Annotated in this window: 18 protein-coding genes; 11 read left to right on the top strand and 7 right to left on the bottom strand. The window is 67.9% G+C overall.

Annotated elements, in window-relative coordinates; all coding sequences use genetic code 11:
* Positions 1-3: 3 nt before the first annotated feature.
* The 5 genes from WFQ67_RS10710 (at position 4) to WFQ67_RS10690 (ending at position 7,970) form a co-directional block, all read left to right on the top strand.
* Positions 4-2,472: a DUF5682 family protein gene (locus WFQ67_RS10710; protein WP_337056827.1), complete on the top strand. Its 2,469-nt coding sequence runs from the start codon at positions 4-6 to the stop codon at positions 2,470-2,472.
* Positions 2,465-3,589, top strand: coding sequence for a VWA domain-containing protein (locus WFQ67_RS10705; protein ID WP_173178788.1), 1,125 nt, complete (start codon positions 2,465-2,467; stop codon positions 3,587-3,589). The genes WFQ67_RS10710 and WFQ67_RS10705 overlap by 8 nt, the downstream gene beginning before the upstream one ends.
* Positions 3,586-5,601, top strand: a complete 2,016-nt coding sequence (locus tag WFQ67_RS10700; protein WP_337056826.1) for an SWIM zinc finger family protein — start codon at positions 3,586-3,588, stop codon at positions 5,599-5,601. The genes WFQ67_RS10705 and WFQ67_RS10700 overlap by 4 nt, the downstream gene beginning before the upstream one ends.
* Positions 5,602-5,827: 226 nt before the next feature.
* Entirely contained in the window at positions 5,828-7,486 is a 1,659-nt protein-coding gene (locus WFQ67_RS10695; protein ID WP_337056825.1) for a nitrite/sulfite reductase, read from the top strand.
* The gene (locus WFQ67_RS10690; protein ID WP_111261350.1) at positions 7,470-7,970 is read left to right on the top strand and encodes a DUF934 domain-containing protein; all 501 of its coding nucleotides are present in this window, start codon (positions 7,470-7,472) and stop codon (positions 7,968-7,970) included. Before WFQ67_RS10695 ends, WFQ67_RS10690 begins: the two co-directional genes overlap by 17 nt.
* Before the next feature lie 506 nt (positions 7,971-8,476).
* On the opposite strand, the gene WFQ67_RS10685 is transcribed toward WFQ67_RS10690, so the two are convergent.
* A complete protein-coding gene (locus WFQ67_RS10685) occupies positions 8,477-9,055 on the bottom strand; it encodes a TetR/AcrR family transcriptional regulator (RefSeq protein ID WP_213629061.1) in 579 nt (192 codons plus the stop codon).
* Positions 9,056-9,165: 110 nt separating this feature from the next.
* Between WFQ67_RS10685 and WFQ67_RS10680 the strand changes: the two genes are divergently transcribed.
* Positions 9,166-9,603 carry a hotdog fold domain-containing protein gene (locus WFQ67_RS10680; protein ID WP_337056824.1) on the top strand — a complete coding sequence of 146 codons (438 nt, stop codon included), beginning with the start codon at positions 9,166-9,168 and terminating at the stop codon, positions 9,601-9,603.
* 37 nt (positions 9,604-9,640) lie between these two features.
* On the opposite strand, the gene sohB is transcribed toward WFQ67_RS10680, so the two are convergent.
* The gene (gene sohB, locus WFQ67_RS10675; protein WP_337056823.1) at positions 9,641-10,666 is read right to left on the bottom strand and encodes a protease SohB; all 1,026 of its coding nucleotides are present in this window, start codon (positions 10,664-10,666) and stop codon (positions 9,641-9,643) included.
* 209 nt (positions 10,667-10,875) lie between these two features.
* On the opposite strand from sohB, the gene WFQ67_RS10670 reads away from it, so the two are divergent.
* The 4 genes from WFQ67_RS10670 to WFQ67_RS10655 all read left to right on the top strand — a co-directional run bounded on the left by WFQ67_RS10670 (position 10,876) and on the right by WFQ67_RS10655 (position 14,032).
* The gene (locus WFQ67_RS10670) at positions 10,876-11,586 is read left to right on the top strand and encodes a histidine phosphatase family protein (protein ID WP_271105549.1); all 711 of its coding nucleotides are present in this window, start codon (positions 10,876-10,878) and stop codon (positions 11,584-11,586) included.
* Positions 11,587-11,645: 59 nt separating this feature from the next.
* Positions 11,646-11,960 (top strand): SCP2 sterol-binding domain-containing protein, encoded by a 315-nt coding sequence (locus tag WFQ67_RS10665; protein WP_021221784.1) that lies wholly within the window; start codon positions 11,646-11,648, stop codon positions 11,958-11,960.
* A gap of 208 nt (positions 11,961-12,168) precedes the next feature.
* Positions 12,169-13,239, top strand: coding sequence for a phosphotransferase family protein (locus WFQ67_RS10660; RefSeq protein WP_213629058.1), 1,071 nt, complete (start codon positions 12,169-12,171; stop codon positions 13,237-13,239).
* 25 nt (positions 13,240-13,264) lie between these two features.
* Complete coding sequence (locus WFQ67_RS10655) at positions 13,265-14,032, top strand: SDR family oxidoreductase (RefSeq protein WP_173178796.1); 768 nt, start codon at positions 13,265-13,267, stop codon at positions 14,030-14,032.
* Positions 14,033-14,108: 76 nt separating this feature from the next.
* On the opposite strand, the gene WFQ67_RS10650 is transcribed toward WFQ67_RS10655, so the two are convergent.
* Positions 14,109-14,759, bottom strand: a complete 651-nt coding sequence (locus WFQ67_RS10650; protein ID WP_213629057.1) for a hypothetical protein — start codon at positions 14,757-14,759, stop codon at positions 14,109-14,111.
* A 99-nt stretch (positions 14,760-14,858) separates the two neighbouring features.
* Here WFQ67_RS10650 and WFQ67_RS10645 point away from each other — a divergent pair, with 99 nt between their 5' ends.
* Positions 14,859-15,635, top strand: coding sequence for a TSUP family transporter (locus tag WFQ67_RS10645; protein ID WP_337056821.1), 777 nt, complete (start codon positions 14,859-14,861; stop codon positions 15,633-15,635).
* On the opposite strand, the gene nudC is transcribed toward WFQ67_RS10645, so the two are convergent.
* The 4 genes from nudC to WFQ67_RS10625 all read right to left on the bottom strand — a co-directional run bounded on the left by nudC (position 15,612) and on the right by WFQ67_RS10625 (position 20,488).
* Complete coding sequence (gene nudC, locus WFQ67_RS10640) at positions 15,612-16,445, bottom strand: NAD(+) diphosphatase (protein ID WP_213629055.1); 834 nt, start codon at positions 16,443-16,445, stop codon at positions 15,612-15,614. The two genes, WFQ67_RS10645 and nudC, sit on opposite strands and share 24 nt — an antisense overlap.
* Positions 16,445-18,124: a ferrous iron transporter B gene (locus WFQ67_RS10635; protein ID WP_285962132.1), complete on the bottom strand. Its 1,680-nt coding sequence runs from the start codon at positions 18,122-18,124 to the stop codon at positions 16,445-16,447. The genes nudC and WFQ67_RS10635 overlap by 1 nt, the downstream gene beginning before the upstream one ends.
* A 39-nt stretch (positions 18,125-18,163) precedes the next feature.
* Positions 18,164-18,976: a crotonase/enoyl-CoA hydratase family protein gene (locus WFQ67_RS10630; protein ID WP_111261339.1), complete on the bottom strand. Its 813-nt coding sequence runs from the start codon at positions 18,974-18,976 to the stop codon at positions 18,164-18,166.
* 150 nt (positions 18,977-19,126) lie between these two features.
* Positions 19,127-20,488: an amino acid permease gene (locus tag WFQ67_RS10625; RefSeq protein ID WP_337056818.1), complete on the bottom strand. Its 1,362-nt coding sequence runs from the start codon at positions 20,486-20,488 to the stop codon at positions 19,127-19,129.
* Positions 20,489-20,494: the final 6 nt, after the last annotated feature.

Raw genomic sequence — 20,494 nt, 5'->3', positions numbered from 1 at the left:
CCCATGCCGCCCGAATCGAGCCCCGCCGCCGATCCGCGCCTGCCCGCGCGGCTGCAGGCCGCCGAGCGCAACCGCCAGGCGCTGGCCGCGGCCGGCGTGCACTTCGCGCCGCTGCGCCACCACAGCCCGGCCTGTGCCTTCGCCCTGCGCGCGCAGCTGGACGAACTGCGCCCGGCGGCGGTGCTGATCGAAGGGCCGGCCGACTTCGACGCCCTGATCCCCGACCTGCTCGACCCGCGCAGCCGCCCGCCCCTGGCGATCCTCTCCCAGCACCGCAGCGGCGCCACGGCGGACGCGCCGCCGCGCTCGGCGTTCTTCCCCTTCTGCGACTACTCGCCGGAATGGCAGGCCCTGCGTGAAGGCCACCGCCTCGGCGCACGGCTGGCCTTCATCGACCTGCCCTGGGCCCGCCAGGTGGCCGTGGAGGAAGACCCGCAGCAGAGCCGCAGCCTGATGGCCGAGCGCTACCTGGCCCACAGCGCCTACCTCGCGGCGCTGGCCCGCGAAGCCCATTGCCGTGACCACGACGAGCTCTGGGAGCACCTGTTCGAGCTGCGCAGCCACGGTGCCCTGCAGGACTGGCGCACGCTGTTCGGCGACGCCTTCGCCTGGTGCTCCATGGCGCGCCTCGACTACGAGGACGACGTACTCGCCGCCGAGGGCTCCCTGCCCCGCGAGGCGCACATGCTCGCCTGCATCCGCGACTGGCGGTCGCGTTGCGACGGCCCCCTGCTGGTGGTCACCGGCGGTTTCCACACCCTGGCCCTGGTCGAGGCCCTGGCCAGCGACAGCCCGCCGGCGCCCACGCCCGCCGCCGACGGCGAGAGCCAGGCCTGGCTGATCCGCTACAGCTTCGACCGCCTCGACGCCCTCAACGGCTACGCCTCGGGCATGCCCTCGCCGGCCTACCACCAGCGGGTCTGGGAGGCACTGCTGGAAGACCCGGCCGACGCCCTGGCGCGCCAACGCATCGCCGCGCGCATCCTCAGCGCCATCGCCGCCGAAACCCGCGAGCGGCAGTTGGCCGACGCCCTGTCCTTCGCCAGCGTCAGCCAGGCCGCGCAACAGGCCGCCGGCCTAGCCGCCCTGCGCCAGCACCCCGGGCCGGGGCGCTACGACCTGCTCGACGCCATCCATTCCTGCTTCGTCAAGGGCAGCCTGGACGACGGCCAGGCCGCCTTCCTCGACGCCGTGAAGAACCAGCTGGGCGGCAACCGCCTGGGCGACATCCCCCCATCGAGCCTGGCACCCCCATTGGTGGAAGAAGCCCGGCGCCTGGCCCTGGGCCACCGCCTCGACCTCAGCGACAGCCTCCAGCGCCGCGCCCGGCTGGACCTCTACCGCAAGCCCCGGCACCGCGCGCGGAGCCGCTTCCTGCACCTGATGGCCTACCTGGACAGCGGCTTCGCCCGCCACCAGGGCGGCCCGGACTTCGTCAACGGCACCGGGCTGGACCTGCTCTTCGAGGAGTGGGACTACGCCTGGTCACCGGTGGTCGAGGCCCGCCTGATCGAACGCTCCGAGCTGGGCAGCAGCCTGCGGGAAGTCGCCATCCGCCGCCTGCTGGATGAAGAGCAGGCGCTGCAGGCCAGCGGCCAGGGCCGCAGTGCCAGCCGCGCTGCGCAACTGCTCGCCCGAGCCGGGTCGATCGGCCTCGGCGAGCAACTGCCACGGCTGTTCGACCGTCTGGCCGAGCACCTGGACGAAGACCCGGAGCTGGCCTCCGTGGTGACCTGCGGCCAGCGCCTGCTGCAGCTCTGGCGCGGCCGCGACCTGCTCGGCCTGGACGAGTACCCGCAACTCCCGGCACTGCTGCGACGCATCCTCCCCGCCGCCCTGTTCCTGCTACCCGGCCTCGCCACCTGTGAAGCCGAACGCGAAAGCGCCGCAACCGACGCCCTGCTCGGACTGCGCGAGTTCCTCCACCTGGGCGGCAGCCAGGCCGGCCTGGCCCTGCAGGAGGCATCGCTCCACGAGACGCTCGACCGCCTGCAGACGGTGGCCCCCGCCGGCATCGCCGGGGCGCTCGACGCGCTGCGTTTCATCGACGGGCGCAGCAGCGAGGAGCAACTGGCCGACGCCTTGCAACGGCGCTTCGGCACCGGTGCCGACAGCGAAGGCGCCGTGCGCTACCTGAACGGGCTGCTGCAGGCCGCACCGGAGCTGATCCTGCGGGTGGATGACCTGGCCCACCGGCTCAACGCCCTGGTGGCGGACTGGGACGAGGCCACCTTCGTCCGTCACCTGCCGGACCTGCGCCTCGCCTTCACCCGCCTCAAGCCCCGCGAAACCGGGCGCCTGGCCGACCACCTGGCGCAGCTGAACGGCATCACCGGGGCCGCACTCGACAGCGCCCACCACGAACTCGACAGCCACGACCTGCTCGCCGGCGCCGCCCTGCAGCTGGCGCTCAAGCGCTCGCTGGAGCGCGACGGGCTGCTGGCCTGGGCCCAGGAGCCTCACCATGAGTGACCTCGAAGCGGCGCGGCGCTGGCGCCTGATCCTCGGCCGCTACGCCGACCGCGCGCTGCATGAAGCGAAGTTCGACGCCGCCGATGCGCGCCTGGAGAAGACCCTCGATTACCTCTACAACCGCGAATACCAGCGCCGCGGCCACGTCCAGGGCGGGCGCGGCGGCTCGCTGGACGACAGCCAGCTGACCGCCCTGAACTGGCTGGAGCAGGCGCGCACGCTGTTCCCCCGTTCGACGTTCGAGCGCCTGCAGGTGCAGGCCATCGAGCGCTACGAGATCAGTGCGCTGCTCACCGATCCCGCCAGCCTGGCCACCCTCGAACCCAGCCCGGCGCTGGCCAAGGCCCTGCTCGGCGTGCGCGGGCGCCTGGGCGCGGAAACCCGTGATGCCGTACGCCAGCTGATCACCCGCGTGGTGGAGGAGATCCTCCAGCGCCTGCGCAACCGCTTCACCAACGCCCTGCACGGGCGACGCAACCGCTTCCGCCGCTCGCTGGTGAAGAACGCGCAGAACTTCGACTGGCGCGCCACCATCGCCGCCAACCTCAAGCACTACGACCCGCAGCGCAAGCGCCTGCTGATCGAATCGCCGCGCTTCAACGCCCGCGTACGCCGGCAACTGCCCTGGGACATCATCCTCTGCGTCGACCAGAGCGCCTCGATGCTCGACTCGGTGATGTACAGCGCCATCTGCGCCAGCATTCTCGCCAGCCTGCCCAGCGTGCGCGTGCGCCTGGTGCTGTTCGACACCCAGGTCGTGGACCTCAGCCACCTGGCCCACGACCCGGTGGAAGTGCTGCTGACCGTGCAACTGGGCGGCGGCACCGATATCGGCAAGGCCATGCGCTACTGCGAACAGTTGGTGGAGAACCCGCAGCGCACCGTGCTCACCCTGATCAGCGACTTCGAGGAAGGCGCCGCCGTGGGCCCGCTGCTGGCCTGCGTGGCACGCCTCAACGAAGCGCGGGTCAGGCTGCTGGGCCTCGCCGCCCTGGATGACGGCGCCCAGCCGGTCTACGACCCGGCCATGGGGCAACGCCTCGCCGACCGCGGCATGCAGATCGCCGCGCTGACCCCGGAGCACTTCGCCCAGTGGCTGGCCGAGGTGATGCAGTGAGCGCCTGGCAGGACCGCTACCGCAGCTACGACGATGCCGCGCTGGAGGTGCTGGCCAACGCCGGCCTGTTGCGCCGCGCCACCAAGGACGTGGAGGCCGGCAAGCTGCGCTGGCTGGAGAACGACGAGCGGGGCGGCCTGGTGGAAGCCGATGGCCAACAGGTGCGCCTGGATGCGACCGGCATCGACGCGGCGCGCTGCACCTGCCCCGCCAACGGCTGCTGCAAGCACATCCTCGCGGCCGTGATCTGGCTGCGTGAACACCCCACGGCGCCCGCCGGCGAAGAAGCGCCGGCAGAAGATGCCGACATCGCGCTGCGCGAGGCCCTGGCGCTGGATCCGCAGCAGCTGCAGAAGCAGGCCGGCAAGGCGGCCACGCGCAAGGCCCGGCAATGGCTGGGGGAGCTGGGCGAGGCCCGCCACCAGAGCCACGGCCGGCGCCTGGTCATCCACCTGCCGGCGCTGGCCTGCGAGGTCATCTACCTGGCCGGAGGCGGCTTCGACGGCATGCTTTCGGAGGGCCGGGAAAACGAACGCAAGGCCCTGCACCTGGCCACGCTGGTGCTGCTGTTCCAGGGACAGGGCCAGCCCTGGGACTGGCCGGCCGACAGCGACGCGCCAGCGCTCGACCCCGTGCAACTGAACCCGGCGGAGCGCGACCTGCTCGCCAGCCTCCATGCGCTGCTGCAGGAACTGCTGCGCCAGGGGCTGTCCCACGCCAGCCAGGCCAGCGCCGTGCAGTTGCGCATGCTCAACCTGTCCGCCCGTACCGAGGGGCTGCCGCGTCTCGCCGCCCAGTTGCGCACCCTGGGCGGGCAGATCGGCCGCCTTGCCGACCGCGATGACCACATCGGCGAACGGGAGGTCCTGGTGCAGATGGCCCAGGTGCACGCCCTGGCAACCGCCCTGCAACAGGCCGATGCCCAACGCCTGCCCGCGCTGCGTGGCCGTCTGCGTCGCGATTACCAGGCGGGCGCCACGCTCGACCTGCTGCCCCTGGGCGGGCACTGGTGGACCACGCCCGGCGGCGCGCGCGGCCTGACCCTGGCGTTCTGGGACCTGGAGGAAGGTGAAGTGCGCGAAGCCAGCCTGGCACGCCCGGACAACAGCGACCCGGGCTTTCGCCGCGAATCGGCCTGGAGCCAGCAGGCGTTGTGGAAATCCACGCCGCAGCTGCTGTGCCGGTCGCCGCTGCGCCTCCTCTCGCCCCGCCAGGCCGATGACGGCCGCCTGGCCAGCCATGGCGATACCCGCAGCGAAGCCCAGCTGCACTGGGCGGCTCACGACCCGCGCCTCGGCACCCTGGGCATCGGGCGCTGGAGCGCGCTGCGCGAACATCTGGAGGACAGCGCCGCGCTCAGCGCCGAGGCCCCGACCAGCCTGCTGCTACGCCCGGCCCGCTGCCACGAGGCGGTGCTCGACGAGGTGCGCCAGGCGCTGTGCTGGACGCTGGAGGACGACCAGGGCGAGGCCATCACCCTGGAGCTGCCCTGCACGGCGGAGCGTCGCGATCGTCTGGACAACCTGGAGCGCGCCCAGAAGGCCCGCGACGACATCCGCGCGGTGCTGGTGCGTCCCTGGATGGATGGCCGGCGCCGCACCCTGGAGCCGCTGGCCCTGCTGATCGCCGACAACGGTGAATTGCGCTGCCTGTCACTGGATTTCGAATCGGTGATCCGGGGTGGCCTCAGCCTCAACAGGCGGCTGTTCGAGCGCATCCAGCGCCTGCTCGACCGCCAGCGCCCCACCGCCATCGCTCCGCAAGCGCCCAGCCTGGCCGCGCGCCTGGTGGAGCCGGCGCTGGACGTGCTGGAGTCCCTTGCCAGTTGCGGGCGCCAGCAGCTGTCCCGGCACCAGCGCGAGGTGCTCCAGCAGCAGGAAACACTGGCCCGCGCCGCAGGTGTCGACCTGCTCGCCCAGCACCTGCGGCGATTGCGCGAGCCCGCCGAAGTGCACCCGCAAGCGCTGCTGGCCAGCAGCCATCTGATGGTCCGGCTGCTGGCGCTGGGCTAGGGCCGGCGTCGGCTGGAACCACCAGTCGAGAACCATTCCCGCCCGGGTCCCAGCGGGCGCGCAGCGTGGTTATGCTCGGCTCCTCGCTTATGCATTCCAGTTCTTTACATATACTCAAACATCACTTTTGCGCATAAACCTGAACTGGTATCTTCCCCCGGCTCCGACAGGAGTGCGCGGCCGTGCGCGCAGAAAAGCTGTAAGCAGCCTGACAACAGGACATTTCATGTACGTATACGACGAGTACGATCAACGGATCGTCGAGGACCGCGTCAAGCAGTTCCGCGATCAGACCCGCCGCTACCTGGCCGGGGAACTCTCAGGCGAGGAGTTCCGCCCCCTGCGCCTGCAGAACGGCCTGTATATCCAGCGCTACGCGCCGATGCTGCGCGTGGCGGTGCCTTATGGCCTGCTCTCCTCCACCCAGGTACGCAAGCTGGCGCAGATCGCTCGCGACTACGACAAGGGCTACGCCCACATCAGCACCCGCCAGAACGTCCAGTTCAACTGGCCGGAGCTGGAAGACGTGCCGGAAATCCTCGCCGAGCTGGCCACCGTGCAGATGCATGCGATCCAGACCAGCGGCAACTGCATCCGCAACACCACCACCGACCAGTTCGCCGGCGTCGCCCATGACGAGCTGGTGGACCCGCGCCCCTGGTGCGAGATCATCCGCCAGTGGTCCACCTTCCACCCCGAGTTCTCGCACCTGCCGCGCAAGTTCAAGATCGCCGTCAACGGCGCCGTGAGCGACCGCGCCGCCATCGAAGTGCATGACATCGGCCTGGAGGCGGTGAAGAACGAAGCCGGCGAGCTGGGCTTCCGCGTCTCCGTCGGCGGCGGCCTGGGCCGTACCCCGATCGTCGGCAGCTTCATCAACGAATTCCTGCCCTGGCAGCACCTGCTGAGCTACCTGGACGCCATCCTGCGCGTGTACAACCGCTACGGCCGCCGGGACAACAAGTACAAGGCGCGCATCAAGATCCTGGTCAAGGCGCTGACCCCCGAGGTGTTCGCCGAGCGCGTCAACGCCGAGTGGGCGCACCTGAAGGACGGCCCGACCACCCTGACCGAGGCGGAAGTCGAGCGCGTGTCCAGGCACTTCGTCGACCCGGCCTACAAGGCCCTGGACGACCAGAGCGCCGCCCTCGCCCAGCTCGACGCCGAGCACCCGGGCTTCGCCCGCTGGCGCCAGCGCAACGTGATCGCCCACAAGCGCCCCGGCTACGCCGCCGTGACCCTGTCGCTCAAGCCCACCGGCGTCGCCCCCGGCGACATCACCGACAAGCAGCTGGATGCCGTCGCCGACCTGGCCGACCGCTACGCCTTCGGTGAAGTGCGCAACAGCCACAACCAGAACATCATCCTCGCCGACGTCGAGCAGGCCCAGCTGTTCACCCTCTGGAACGAGCTGCGCGAGCAGGGCTTCGCCACGCCGAACGTCGGCCTGCTGACCGACATCATCTGCTGCCCGGGCGGCGACTTCTGCTCCCTGGCCAACGCCAAGTCGATCCCGGTGGCCGAAGCCATCCAGCGTCGCTTCGATGACCTGGACTACCTGTTCGACATCGGCAACCTGGACCTGAACATCTCCGGCTGCATGAACGCCTGCGGCCACCACCACGTGGGCCACATCGGCATCCTCGGCGTGGACAAGAAGGGCCAGGAGTTCTACCAGGTGTCCCTCGGCGGCAGCGCCGGCCGCGACGCCAGCCTGGCACAGATCCTCGGCCCGTCCTTCGCCCAGGAAGCCATGCCCGACGTGATCGAGAAGATCATCGACGTCTACGTGGAGAAGCGCACCGAGGAAGAACAGTTCCTCGACACCTATCGCCGCATCGGCATCGACCCCTTCAAGGAGCGCGTTTATGCAGCGAATCATTAAGAACAACCAGGTCATCGACGAGACCTGGCACCTGCTGGACAAGGACGCGACCCTCGACGGCCTGTCCAACTGCGACGACCTGATCGTGCCGCTGTCCCTGTGGCGTGATCACGCCCATGCGCTGAAGGCCCGCGATGGCGGCCTCGGCGTCTGGCTGGACGCGGACGAGGAGATCGAGGAGATCGCCGACCAGCTGGACAACTTCAAGGTCATCGCCCTGAACTTCCCGGCCTTCACCGACGGCCGCCACTCCTCCACCGCCTACCTGCTACGCGAGCGCTATGGCTACAAGGGTGAAGTGCGCGCCATCGGCGACGTGCTGCGCGACCAGCTGTTCGCCCTCAAGCGTTGCGGCTTCGATGCCTTCGCCCTGCGTGCGGACAAGGACCCCTACGACGCACTCAAGGCCTTCGAGGACTACTCCGAGGTCTACCAGGCGTCCAGCGACCAGCCCCTGCCGCTGTTCCGCCGCCGCTCGGCCTGAGCCGCGTAGCCAAGAAAAAGCCCCGCACCTGCGGGGCTTTTTCTTGGGCGCGAGCCTGCCAACGTAGCCCGGGCTTCAGCCCGGGACGCACGCCGTTTCATGGGGCGGATCATGTGCCCGTCCAAACATCGTTGGTGGATGAAAAGAGCGTCATCCACCCCACGCATCTGGGTTGGCTCGGCGCCGTAGGATGGGTAGAGCGTAGCGAAACCCATCACCGCAAACGCCGGCTCGCACCCGAGCTACAGGCCAAACACAGCCTGTAGGGGCGACTTCAGTCGCCAAGCAGGCCGCAAGGCTGCCTTGACTCCACGCCTCCCTGCAGCACCGCCTGGTGGATGAAAGGAGCGCCATCCACCCTACACCCCGGTCGGCATCGTGGTTCGAGTTGGGTGCAGATTCGTAGGTTGGCGCCGAGCGCAACGAGGCCCAACGGTGCGATGCCCGGCCTCGCGATGTTGGGCTTCGTACCTCAGCCCAACCTACGGATCACACGGAACGCTCTTTCAGGCGCGCACGCTTTCCCAGGCCACCTGGGCCAATAGGTCGCGGCAGTCGGCGAGGCTCGTGCGGGTGCGGCCGGCCAGCCAGTTGCGGGCGAAGTCGTGGGTCGGGCCGATCACCACCGAGGCGAAGCAGTCCTCGGGCAGGGTTCGCAGGGCGCCGGCTTCACGGTACGCCTGCAGCGCCGCGAGGATGCGCGCGTGGTGTTCGCGGTTGGCTTCGCGCAACTGGTCGCCCACCTCCCCCGCCTCCACCCGCGAGCGGCTGTGCAGGACGAAGCGCGCCCAATCGGGGTTGGCCACCACCCAGTCGATATAGGCGGTGACCAGCAGCTTCACGCAGGCCTCGGCATCGGCTGCCCTGGCGAGCCCCTCCTGCAGCAGCGCGGCGTACTGGCCGACCCCGGCGAGGTAGAGCGCGCCGATGATGCGCTCCTTGTTGCCGAAGTGGTGGTAGAGGCTGCCGATGCTGGCGCCGGAGCGGTCGCGGATCATCTCGATGGTGGTGGCGTCCACGCCTTCCTCGGTGAAGCACCGGAGGGCGGCCTGGAGGATGTCGTCTTTGCGCGAGGAACGAGCCATGGAACTCCCGGTGAAATGACTAGAATATAATTCTAGAATTCTTTTCTAATATTCGTATACTGCTGCGGCGCGCGCTCATCTTCAATCCACTCACGAGAGAATCGGAACCCATGAGCCAGATGTTGCAGATGTTCCAGCAGGCCGGTGCAGCGCAGTTCAGCGCGATGATCGGCCAGGTCGCCCCCTACTTCGCCAGCATCGCCCCGCAGTTCGTCGAACTGCGCGCGGGCTACGCCGAAATCAACTTTCCCAAGCGCCGCGAGGTGCTCAATCACATCGGCACCGTGCACGCCATCGCGCTGTGCAACGCCGCCGAGCTGGTGGCCGGCACCATGACCGACGCCTCCATCCCCGCCGGCACCCGCTGGATTCCCCGCGGCATGACGGTGGAATACCTGGCCAAGGCCAATGGCGACGTGCGCGCCGTGGCCGATGGCAGCGCGGTGGACTGGTCGGTGCTGGGCGACGTCAAGGTGCCGGTGATGGCCTATGTCGGCGACACCGCCGTGCTGCGCGCCGAGATCACCATGTACCTGAGCAAGGCGTGAAAGCGCAGAGGCCCGGATCGCTCCGGGCCTCTTTCATTCACTGCCAGAAGCGCTGCTGGCTGAGGCGACCCCACCCGTTCAGCAACACCCGGTCGACGGCTGCGCTGGCGGCCAGGCCGAAGCGCTCCTGCAGGCTCTTCTTCTCGATGAAGTTGAGCAGGAACAGGTCGGCCTCGCGGGCGCGCTCGGCCAGGTACTCGTCGCTGGTCTTGAGCTCATCCACCAGGCGCTTTTCCAGTGCGGCCATGCCCAGCCAGACCTCGCCGGTGGCCACTTCGTCGATGGCCAGTTGCGGGCGGTAGCGGGCGACGAAGTTCTTGAACAGCTCGTGGGTGGTTTCCAGGTCTTCCTGGAATTTCTCCCGGCCCTTCTCGGTGTTCTCGCCGAACACGGTGAGGGTGCGCTTGTACTCGCCGGCGGTGAGCACCTCGAAGTCGACGTCGTGCTTCTTCAGCAGACGGTGCACGTTGGGCAGCTGCGCCACCACGCCGATGGAGCCGAGGATGGCGAAGGGCGCGGAGAGCACCTTGTCGCCGATGCAGGCCATCATGTAGCCGCCGCTGGCAGCGACCTTGTCGACGCACACGGTCAGCGGGATGCCCGCCTGGCGGATGCGCGCCAGCTGCGAGGAGGCCAGGCCGTAGCTGTGCACCATGCCGCCGCCGCTTTCCAGGCGCAGCACCACTTCGTCAGCGGGAGTGGCCAGGGTCAGCAGCGCGGTGATCTCGTGACGCATCTGCTCGGCGGCCGAGGCCTTGATATCGCCATCGAAGTCGAGGACGAAGACCCGCGGCTTCTGCTCGCCGGCCTTCTTCGCCGCCTTGGCGGCCTTGGCCTCTTCCTTGCGCTGGGCCTTGATGCGGTCCTTGTCCAGCAGCGAGTGCTCCAGGCGCTCGCGCAGGCCTTTATAGAAATCGTTGAGCTTGGTCACCGCCAGCTGGCCACTGCCCCCGCGACGCCCTCGCCCGCGCACGGCGGCTATCGCCACCAGGACGACCAGGATGGCCACCACCAGCGTTATCGTCTTGGCGAGAAAGCTCGCGTAATCGGCTAAGAACTCCACAACACCCCCTTTGGGATCGACTGTCGCCCGCTGTGGCAGGCGCGAAACCGGCCAAGCATACCCGCCCCCATCGGTCATCCACCAGAGATGGAAAAACCGCTTAATAAATAGCGGGAATGCATTCAAACAAGCGTATGTTTTTTCGTTGACAGCCCCAGAGCTTCCCCATAACCTCGCGAAACTTTCAACGTCCCGGGACGGCAGCGTACGTGGGCAGCATCTACCTGATCCGACATGGCCAGGCTTCATTCGGCGCCGATAACTACGACGTGCTCTCCGCCGTCGGAGTTCGCCAGGCCGAAGTCCTCGGCGACCATCTCGCCGGCCTCGGACTGAACCTCGACCGTTGCGTCGCCGGCAGCCTGCAGCGCCAGCAGCACACCGCCGAAGCCGCGCTCTCGCGCTTGCGTGCCGCCGGCCTCGCCGCCCCCGCCGTGGACACCGACCCGGCCTTCAACGAATTCGACGCGGACGCCGTGATCCGTGCGCTGCTGCCCAGCCTGCTGGAGCAGGAGCCCGAAGCCCTGCACATCATGCGCAACGCCCCGCAGAACCGCGCCGAGTTCCAGCGCCTGTTCTCCAAGCTGGTGCTGCGCTGGGTGGCGGGCGACTACGACAACGCCGAGCTGCAGAGCTGGCAGGCCTTCCACGACCAGGTCGCGGGCGGGCTGGAACGTGTGCTGCAACACGCCGAAAGCAAACAGAACATCGCGGTCTTCACCTCCGGCGGTACCATCACCGCCCTGCTCCACCATGTGGCCGGCGTGCCGGCGGACCGCGCATTCGAGCTCAACTGGCAGATCGTCAATACTTCGCTCTCGCGCCTCAAGTTCCGTGGCAGCGAAGTGGCGCTAGCTTCCTTCAACAGTCATGTGCATCTGGAACTGTTGAGGGCGCCGGAACTCATCACCTACCGATGAGCCCGGCCCACTGCGGCTCTCGGGCCGCTAGAAAAACCTGAAAAATAAAGGATAGAACCATGACCACAGTTGCTGACATCGTCAAAAACATGCAGTCCAAGTTCAACGCCGGTGCCGCCGCTGGCCTGGACCTGGTATTCCAGTTCAACATCGAAGATGGCGACAACCACTACCTGGTCGTCAAGGACGGCACCTGCGACGTACAGCAAGGCGACGCCCCGAACCCGAACGTCACCCTGATCATGAGCACCGAGACCCTGGTCGGCATCATGACCGGTGAAACCGACGGCATGCAGGCCTTCATGGGCGGCAAGCTGCGCGCCGAAGGCGACATGATGCTCGCCATGAAGCTCGGCGAGCTCTTCCCGGTCTAAGCTTTCGAGCTGGCCAGGAACAAAGGAAACCGGAGTCCCAGGGCTCCGGTTTTTTTTCGCCCGGCGCAGGTGAATCCGGGCTAATCAGGCAGTTTGATTGTGCTGCAACACGCCTGCCTATAACGGCCCTTCGCCCTTGTGACGCCCTCGGGGCGGCATTAGATTAGCGAATAATCTCGGGCCCTCATCATAAGTAGAAGGGATAAGCATGACGCTTACTGATCAGTCCACCCGCATCCGCGAAGGCGAAGAGCTCGACGCCGCAGCCATCGATCCTTACCTCAAGGCCAATATCCCCGGCCTGACCGGCACGCCGCGCATCAGCCAGTTCCCCGGTGGTGCCTCGAACCTGACCTACCTGCTGGAGTACCCGGAGCGCGAGTTCGTCCTGCGCCGGCCGCCTTTCGGCCACAAGGCCAAGTCCGCGCACGACATGGGCCGCGAATTCCGCATCCTCAACCAGCTCAACGACGGCTTCCCCTACTGCCCGAAAGCCTACGTGCACTGCACCGACGAGTCGGTGATCGGCGCCGAGTTCTATGTGATGGACCGGGTCAAGGGCGTGATCCTGCGGGCCGACGTGCCGGCCGAGCTGAACCTCGACGAAGCCAAGACCCGCGAGCTGTGCAAGAACTTCATCGACAAGTTCGTCGAGCTGCACAACGTCGACTACAACGCCTGCGGCCTGGGCGACCTGGGCAAGCCGGAAGGCTACGTGCAGCGCCAGATCGGTGGCTGGAGCGACCGCTACGAGAAGGCCCTGACGCCCGACGCGCCCACCTGGGAGCCGGTCAAGGCCTGGCTGCGCGACAAGATGCCGGCCGACCACCACAAGCCGGCGATCGTGCACAACGACTACCGCTTCGACAACGTGATCCTCGACCCGGCCAACCCGATGAACATCATCGGTGTGCTCGACTGGGAGCTGACCACCATCGGCGACCCGCTGATGGACCTGGGCAACACCCTCGCCTACTGGATCGAGGCCGCCGACCCGGCGCCGGTACAGCTGATGCGCCGCCAGCCGAGCCACCTGCCCGGCATGCTGACCCGCCAGGCGTTCGCCGACTACTACGCCGAGCGCGCCGGCCTGCCGCCGATCAGCAACCTCGACTTCTACTACACCTACGGCCTGTTCCGCCTGGCCGGCATCGTGCAGCAGATCTACTACCGCTTCTTCCACGGCCAGACCCAGGACAAGCGCTTCGCACAGTTCATCCACATGAACAAGCTGCTGGAGCAGATGAGCCTGCAGGTCATCGGCAAATCACGGCTGTAACACGGCTCACAACAAGGGGAACCCCATGTCCAAGACCCACCTGTTCGACCTCGACGGCAAGATCGCCTTCGTATCCGGCGCCAGCCGCGGCATCGGCGAGGCCATCGCCAAGCTGCTGGCCCAGCAGGGCGCCCACGTGATCGTCTCCAGCCGCAAGATCGACGGCTGCCAGGCCGTCGCCGACGCCATCATCGCGGAGGGTGGCAAGGCTACCGCCATCGCCTGCCACATCGGCGAGATGGAACAGATCCAGAGCGTCTTCGCGCAGATCCGCGAACAGTTCGGCCGCCTCGACATCCTGGTCAACAACGCCGCCACCAACCCGCAGTTCTGCAACGTGCTGGACACCGACCTGTCGGCCTTCCAGAAGACCGTCGACGTCAACATCCGCGGCTACTACTTCATGTCCATCGAAGGCGGCAAGCTGATGAAGCAGAACGGGGGTGGCAGCATCATCAACGTCGCGTCCATCAACGGCGTCTCCCCGGGCGAGTTCCAGGGCATCTACTCGGTGACCAAGGCCGCCGTCATCAGCATGACCAAGGTCTTCGCCAAGGAATGCGCGCAGTTCGGCATCCGCTGCAACGCCCTGCTGCCGGGCCTGACCGACACCAAGTTCGCCTCGGCCCTGACCAAGAACGACGCCATCCTCAACGTCGCCCTGCAGCGCATCCCGCTCAAACGCGTGGCCGACCCGAGCGAGATGGCCGGCACCGTGCTGTACCTCGCCAGCGACGCCTCCAGCTACACCACCGGCGTGGCACTGAACGTGGACGGCGGCTTCCTCTCCTGAGGAAACCCCGCCCATGAAAAAGGGAGCCTTCGGGCTCCCTTTTCGTTTGTGCATCGACGCGGGTGGTGCGGGGCGATCAGCGCCAGTCCTTGAGTGCCTGGGTGGCGACCGGGTTGAGCGGCTGGGCCAGCAGGCCGGTGGGCGAAAGGGCGACGGAGTAGACCGCGCCATCGGCCATCGGCAGGTAGGTCACCCGCTGCGCCTGCGGATCGAAGAGGAACAGGTCGCGCTGGTTCAGCCGCAGCCAGCGCCACAGGTCGATGCCATAGGGGCTGACGGCCAGCTCCGCCTCGGGGTGCTGAGCCAGTTGCTGTTCCTCGATGGCGAGGAAGCGGCCGGAGAGTTTCTCCAGGCGGTAGCCCGGCTGCAGCCCGATCAGCTCGGCCAGGCCCTTCAGGCGCAGCAGGCGCGCGTCCAGCTGCCACAGGTCACCGTCCAGCAGCACGCTGCGCTCGTTGCCCCCCTCCAGCAGGGTCACCTCGTAGCGTTGCGGGCCGAGGGCCTTGAAGTTGAGGGTGACGATGGGCTTGTCGGCATGCAACGGCTCGTAGCGCGTCAGGTCCCAGGCCACGGTGCCCACCAGCAGCGCCAGGGCGAGGAATGCCAGCCCGACGGTGCCGCGCAGCCAGCCGAGGAACCAGCTGCGATCGAAGAGGATGCGCGCGGCGACCACCGCCGCGAGTAGAGCCAGCAGGGCAATGCCCCAGGCCAGGCCGTCGTACTGCATGGAACCCTTTCCTTCTGTGCAAAATAGCCGGCATTATGCGGACCTCCCGGCGCAGCGACCAGTTGCCGCGCTGCGCAATCGGACACAGATCGAGCATTTATGCCCTTCCCTCTCGACTTCGCCGTCGACCCCGTCACCCTTCTGGTGCTGGCGGCGGTCGCCTTTCTCGCCGGTTTCATCGATGCCATCGCCGGTGGTGGAGGCCTGCTGACCATCCCCGCCCTGCTCACCGCCGGCCTGCCGCCGCACCTGGTACTGGGCACCAACAAGCTGTGCGCCACCTTCGGCTCGGCCACCGCCAGCTACACCTTCTACCGGCGCAAACTATTCGAGCCGGCAAAATGGCGCGGCGCCCTGATCGCCACGGCCCTGGGCGCTGCCATCGGCGCCGTCATCGCCCATTGGCTGCCGGCCCACTGGCTGAACCAGATGCTCCCCGCCGTGGTGTTCGGTTGCGGCCTGTACCTGCTGTTCGGCAAGTTGCCGGACGCCCAGCACGCCACGGACGCTCCGATCCCCCGCCGTCGCCAGTGGCCCCAGGGCCTGGGCCTCGGCTTCTACGATGGCGTCGCCGGCCCCGGCACGGGCGCCTTCTGGACCGTCAGCAGCCTGCTGCTCTACCCCCTCGACCTGGTGCGCGCCAGCGGCGTGGCACGCACCATGAACTTCGTCAGCAATGGCGTGGCACTCGCGGTGTTCGTGGTCGGTGGCCAGGTGGCCTGGCTGCTGGGCATCTGCATGGGCGTCGCCCTGATGGCGGGCGCCTTCCTCGGTGCACGCACGGCCATCAGCGGCGGGGCGAAGTTCATCCGCCCGGTGTTCATCTGCGTGGTGTTGGCGCTGACTGCGCGGCTAGCCTGGCAGCACTGGTTCTGAGTGGCCCAGGCGGCGCGCCAGGTAGAGGTCGATCAGGTAGCGCGCGATGGACTTGCTGGCCGGCAACGGCGGCAGGTCATGGATGGAGAACCACTGGGCATCCTCGATCTCGCCGGGCTGCGGGACGATATCGCCACTGACGTACTCGGCGTGGAAGCCGAGCATCAGCGAATGCGGGAAGGGCCAGTTCTGGCTGCCGATGTACTGCGGCGTGGCGATCTCCACGCCGACTTCCTCGCGCACCTCACGCGCCACGCACTGCTCCACCGACTCGCCCGGCTCGACGAAACCGGCCAGGGTGCTGTAGACGCCACTGACGAAGCGTGGCGAACGCGCCAGCAGCAGCTCGTCGCCACGGGTCACCAGCACGATCATGCTCGGCGACAGGCGCGGGTAATGGTGCACGCCGCAGCTCTGGCAATGCATGGCGCGCTCCCCGCTCACCTGGCTCATGCGCGCGCCGCAGCTGCCGCAGAAGCGGTGGTGGTCGGCCCAGGTGCCGATCTGGGTGGCGAAGCCGAGCATGCGGAAGGTGTCCGGATCGCCCTGCATCATCAACTGGCGCAGGCCGACCCAGGCGCTGCCGGGTACATCGGCGGTGCTCGAGAGCTCAAGCAGGTAGATCTCGTCGCCATCGAAATGGCCGATGCCGTGTTCGGAGAGGATCGGCAGGTCCTGGCGCTTCAGCCATTCCCGGGGGAACAGCACGCCATTGCCATCGGCGAGGAACTGCTGGCGGCAGTGGGCCAGGGCCCAGCCACCGGTGCGGCCGGCATCGAGCAGGCCGGGCTGCCAGCGTTCGCCAGCCATCAGGCGGCCACCGACAGGCCCAGGGCGCGCACGCTCTCGGCGGCCAGGTCGAGCACGCTCGGCTGGGCGTCGGGGCGCAGCACGCCGCCGCCCTCGAGGTAGTACTCGAGGCTGGTCAGCGCATCGGCCAGGGTTTCCAGCAGTTGCTCGGACGGCATCTGCGGCGCTTCGATCATGTCCTTCTGGATGAAATCGCCACAGGCGCCCACCAGCAGCGCCGCACGCTCCTGGCCGAGGAACCAGAGGCCGCCACGCACCGCCTGCAGGGTCAGGGGCACGTTGGCCAGGTGCAGCTTGTCGCCGTTGGATTCGAGGTACGCGGTGATCGCACGCTTGGCCATGGCCAGGCCTGCCTGGGCCTCGTCGATGACCACGATGCGCGCCTCGGTCAGTTGGTGCTGGGCGAAGGATTCGGACTCGGTCATCGCCTGGGCGGCGGCCTGGCGGCTTTCGCGGCGCTCGCCACGCTCCAGGTCGGCGACCATGCTTTCCACGTAGAGCACCGCGTCCGCCAGCTTGTGCAGGGACTCGGGCGCGGCCGGCGTCGCCTCACTCCAGCCCGCCACCACCGGCAACTGGGCGTGCAGCGCATTGGCGGCGGAGGTCTGGCCGACCATGCCGAGGGTCTTGGCCAGCTTGCCCAGCAGCGCGTGCAGGCTGCCGAAGCTATCTGTCTGTGCGGTGCCGCGCTCGATCAGGTCGAGCACATCCTTGACGCTGGCCAGCTCCTCGCGGATGGCCGAGGACAGGGAACGCATCACCGCCTGCCCCGGGCCGGCCAGGCGCTGGTATTCCTCTTCCAGCAGGTGGTCGGTGAAGGGCAGCGCGGTCATGCCGAAGACGGTGCGCAGCTCGCTCGCACGAGGTCCCTGGGTATCGGCCAGGGCGACGAGGTAGAGCAGCTCTTTCTGCAGGCTGCGGGGCGCCTCGTAGAGCTCGTTCGCCAGCAGTTGCTTCAGCTCGCGGTCGATGCGCGAGAACAGCTGCTTGCGAGCCTTGCGCGGCAGCAGCTGGCCGTCCAGAACGGCCTCGACGGCAGCGGCGCCGATCCAGCACAGGCGTGCGCGCGGGTCGATGGCGTAGAGGCTGTCGAGACGGCCGAGGGCGCGACCCATCAGCTTCAGGCTGGCCTGGGGGTTCTGCTCGCGGATGAAGCCCAGCAGGCCCACCTGGTACATCTGCCGCAGGCGGCGGGCCAGGAGGTCCTGGGCACCGGTCTCGGGCAGGTTGGCGGCTGCGGGAACGCGCGCCTGGTCCAGGCGCACGCTGAAGAAGAAGCTTTCAGGCAGCGCCGGCTGGCCGGCGGCCTGGCGCAACTCGTTGATCGCCGGCAGGAGCAGCTCGGGCATTTCCTGGCGATGGGCGTCGACGTTCTCCAGGTAGCGACGCAGGACGTAGAGCGCGTTGCTCAGGGCTGCCAGCTGGGTGTCGCGCTCCTCGCCGACACCGGCGGGAATGTCGGTCGCCTGGTCCAGGACTTCCTGGGCCAGCAGTTCGGCGCCGGTCAGCTCGATGAGATTCAGGGTGCCGCGCACCTGCTGCAGGCTTTCCACGGCCTGTTGCAGCAGGCTGCCGTTCTGCCGTTCGACGATGAACTGCTCGAGGCTCTGTTCGGCCTGTTCTATGGTGGCGAACAGCTCGTCGCGCACCAGGCTCAGGGAAGTGGCTCCAGTGACCATGCGTCTAGCGCGCCTCCAGCGCGGAGTTCTCGTACAGCATCAGTCGGCGAATTCCGGCTTCTGTTTGTTCATGTGGGCGGCCATGGCCACGCGCAGGTCGGCGGACTGCAGCATCGCCGCATTCCAGGTGGCGATGTATTCGAGGCCGTCGTCGACGCGGTGGTCACGCATGTAGCGAATCATTTCCTTGGTGCCACGCACGGCGACCGGGGACTTGGCGGCGATCTCGCGGGCCAGGGCGAAGACCCCTTCCAGCAGCGCGTCGCGGTCGGCGTAGGTGCGGTTGACCAGGCCGATGGAGCGGGCCTCCTCGCCGTCGATGGTGCGCCCGGTGTAGGCCAGCTCGCGCATCATGCCGTCGCCGATGAGGCGCGGCAGGCGCTGCAGGGTGCCGACGTCGGCGGCCATGCCGATGTCGATCTCCTTGATGGAGAACTGGGCATCGGTGGTGGAGTAGCGCATGTCGCAAGCGGAAATCAGGTCGATTGCGCCGCCCAGGCAGTAGCCCTGGATGGCGGCGAGCACCGGTTTGCTGCAGGTGTCCACCGCATTGAAGGAGGCCTGCAGCTCGAGGATCTTGCGGCGCAGCGCCAGGGCGTTGCGGCCCACGTCCTTGCCCAGCTGGGCGCCGACCGACGCCAGCAGCATCAGGTCGATGCCCGAAGAGAAGTGCTTGCCGGCGCCGGAGAGGACCACCACGCGGACCTCGTCGTTCTCGCTCGCCCAACGGAAGATGTCGATGATCTCGACCCAGAAATCCGCGTTCATGGCGTTGATTTTCTCGGGGCGGTTTATTTCGACGTGGGCAATCTTGTCTGCCAGTTCTACGCGAAAGGCTTTGTAGTCGGACACGGCAGTCATCCTCGCCAGTTCTGGTGCTGGCCTGTCAGAAATTTCAGGTTTTTTGAATCCGGCAACTATATCAAGCGTTCGATGAAAGTCGAAGGCGACCTCTGTGATGCAGGACACGCCATGGCAGTTAGAAGCCGCTTGCAACGGGGCTCAAGGGCGCGAGCCAAGGGCCTCCTCGTGTACCCGGTTGCGCCACTGGCGCCAGGTATAGAGCGGGATGCCGGCCATGAGCACGAGGAACCCCCAGAAGATAGCCTGCTCGCCCGTGCCGTAGAGCGCCCAGATCGAGTAGGCGAAACCGAGCACACCGATGGCCACCAGGCGGCCACGCTCGTTGGCGGAGAAATCCCCCGGCTGCACCGCCAGTTGCTGCAGCAGCGCGGCGGTGCAGAAGGCGTAGGGCACGACGCCGGTCATGGTGCCGAGCAGGATGATCACGTTGAACACGTCCACCAGCTCGCCCTGCCCGTCCACCAGCACCAGGGCGGTGACCAGCACGCCGGAGATCAGCAGGCCGTTGGCCGGCACATCGTGCTTGTTGGTCCTGGCCAGGGACTCGGGCAAGAGGCCGTCACGCGCGGTGGCCATGGGGATCTGCCCCTGCAGCAGCACCCAGCCGTTGAGCGCGCCGAGGCAGGCGATGACCGCGCCGGCCGCCACCAGGTGGTAGCCCCAGTCGCCGATCAGCACCCTCGCCGCATCGGCGAAGGGCGCCGTGGAACGCACCAGGACCTCGGGGGGCAGCACGCCCTGCACGGCGGTGATGGAGAGGATGTAGACCGCCGCCGCCACCAGCGTGCCGAACACGGTGGCGCGGGGGATGGTGCGCTTGGGGTCGCGCACGTGATCGGCCGGCACGGTGGCGGACTCCAGGCCGATGAAGGACCAGAGCGTCAGCGCCGCCGTGGTGGCGATGGCCTTGGCGTAGCCGCCGGAACCGGGCGGCAGCTCGCTGACATCGGGGATGCGCAGGTACTCGGGGTGGAAGGAGAACCAGCCGAGCACGCCCACCAGCAGCAAGGGGATCAGCTTGAGGGCGGTGAGGATGTTCTGCGCCAGGCCGAAGGCACCGATGCCGCGCAGGTTGACCAGGGTGCAGAGCCAGATGGCACCGATGGCGGTAGCGACCGTCAGCAGCGGGTCGCGCAGGGCCCGGAAGAACACTTGCAGGTAGCCCACCAGGGTCACCGAGATGGCCGCATTGCCGATCCAGGCGGCCTTCCAGTAGGTCCAGGCGCAAAGGTAGCCGGCGAAGGCGCCGAAGCCGTCGCGGGTATAGGCGTAGGGCCCGCCGGCACCGGGGTTGAGCCGGGCCAGGCGGGCGAAGGTCAGCGCCAGGATCACCGCCCCGGTGCTGGAGATGAGCCAGCCGAACAGGCTAAGGCCGCCATAGGCCGCGAGGCTGGAGGGCAGCAGGAAGACCCCGGAGCCGATCATGTTGCCCACCACCAGCGCGGTGCAGGTCCAGAACCCCATGGTGCCTGCCCGGCCCGCCGGTCTTTCCTCGCTCATCGCGCC

The sequence above is a fragment of the Pseudomonas sp. USHLN015 genome (assembly GCF_037153275.1).
GTDB classification, from domain to species: domain Bacteria; phylum Pseudomonadota; class Gammaproteobacteria; order Pseudomonadales; family Pseudomonadaceae; genus Metapseudomonas; species Metapseudomonas tohonis.
Note: the sequence above shows the minus strand (reverse complement) of the source record. Positions and strands in the feature narration are given on the sequence as shown.

Bases quoted from the DNA above. Each gene is read 5' to 3' on its own strand.
- WFQ67_RS10710 (WP_337056827.1), top strand. From the start codon at position 4: ATGCCGCCCGAATCGAGCCCCGCCGCCGATCCGCGCCTGCCCGCGCGG.
- WFQ67_RS10705 (WP_173178788.1), top strand. From the start codon at position 2,465: ATGAGTGACCTCGAAGCGGCGCGGCGCTGGCGCCTGATCCTCGGCCGC.
- WFQ67_RS10695 (WP_337056825.1), top strand. From the start codon at position 5,828: ATGTACGTATACGACGAGTACGATCAACGGATCGTCGAGGACCGCGTC.
- WFQ67_RS10690 (WP_111261350.1), top strand. From the start codon at position 7,470: ATGCAGCGAATCATTAAGAACAACCAGGTCATCGACGAGACCTGGCAC.
- WFQ67_RS10685 (WP_213629061.1), bottom strand. From the start codon at position 9,055: ATGGCTCGTTCCTCGCGCAAAGACGACATCCTCCAGGCCGCCCTCCGG.
- WFQ67_RS10680 (WP_337056824.1), top strand. From the start codon at position 9,166: ATGAGCCAGATGTTGCAGATGTTCCAGCAGGCCGGTGCAGCGCAGTTC.
- WFQ67_RS10665 (WP_021221784.1), top strand. From the start codon at position 11,646: ATGACCACAGTTGCTGACATCGTCAAAAACATGCAGTCCAAGTTCAAC.
- WFQ67_RS10660 (WP_213629058.1), top strand. From the start codon at position 12,169: ATGACGCTTACTGATCAGTCCACCCGCATCCGCGAAGGCGAAGAGCTC.
- WFQ67_RS10655 (WP_173178796.1), top strand. From the start codon at position 13,265: ATGTCCAAGACCCACCTGTTCGACCTCGACGGCAAGATCGCCTTCGTA.
- WFQ67_RS10650 (WP_213629057.1), bottom strand. From the start codon at position 14,759: ATGCAGTACGACGGCCTGGCCTGGGGCATTGCCCTGCTGGCTCTACTC.
- WFQ67_RS10645 (WP_337056821.1), top strand. From the start codon at position 14,859: ATGCCCTTCCCTCTCGACTTCGCCGTCGACCCCGTCACCCTTCTGGTG.
- nudC (WP_213629055.1), bottom strand. From the start codon at position 16,445: ATGGCTGGCGAACGCTGGCAGCCCGGCCTGCTCGATGCCGGCCGCACC.
- WFQ67_RS10635 (WP_285962132.1), bottom strand. From the start codon at position 18,124: ATGGTCACTGGAGCCACTTCCCTGAGCCTGGTGCGCGACGAGCTGTTC.
- WFQ67_RS10625 (WP_337056818.1), bottom strand. From the start codon at position 20,488: ATGAGCGAGGAAAGACCGGCGGGCCGGGCAGGCACCATGGGGTTCTGG.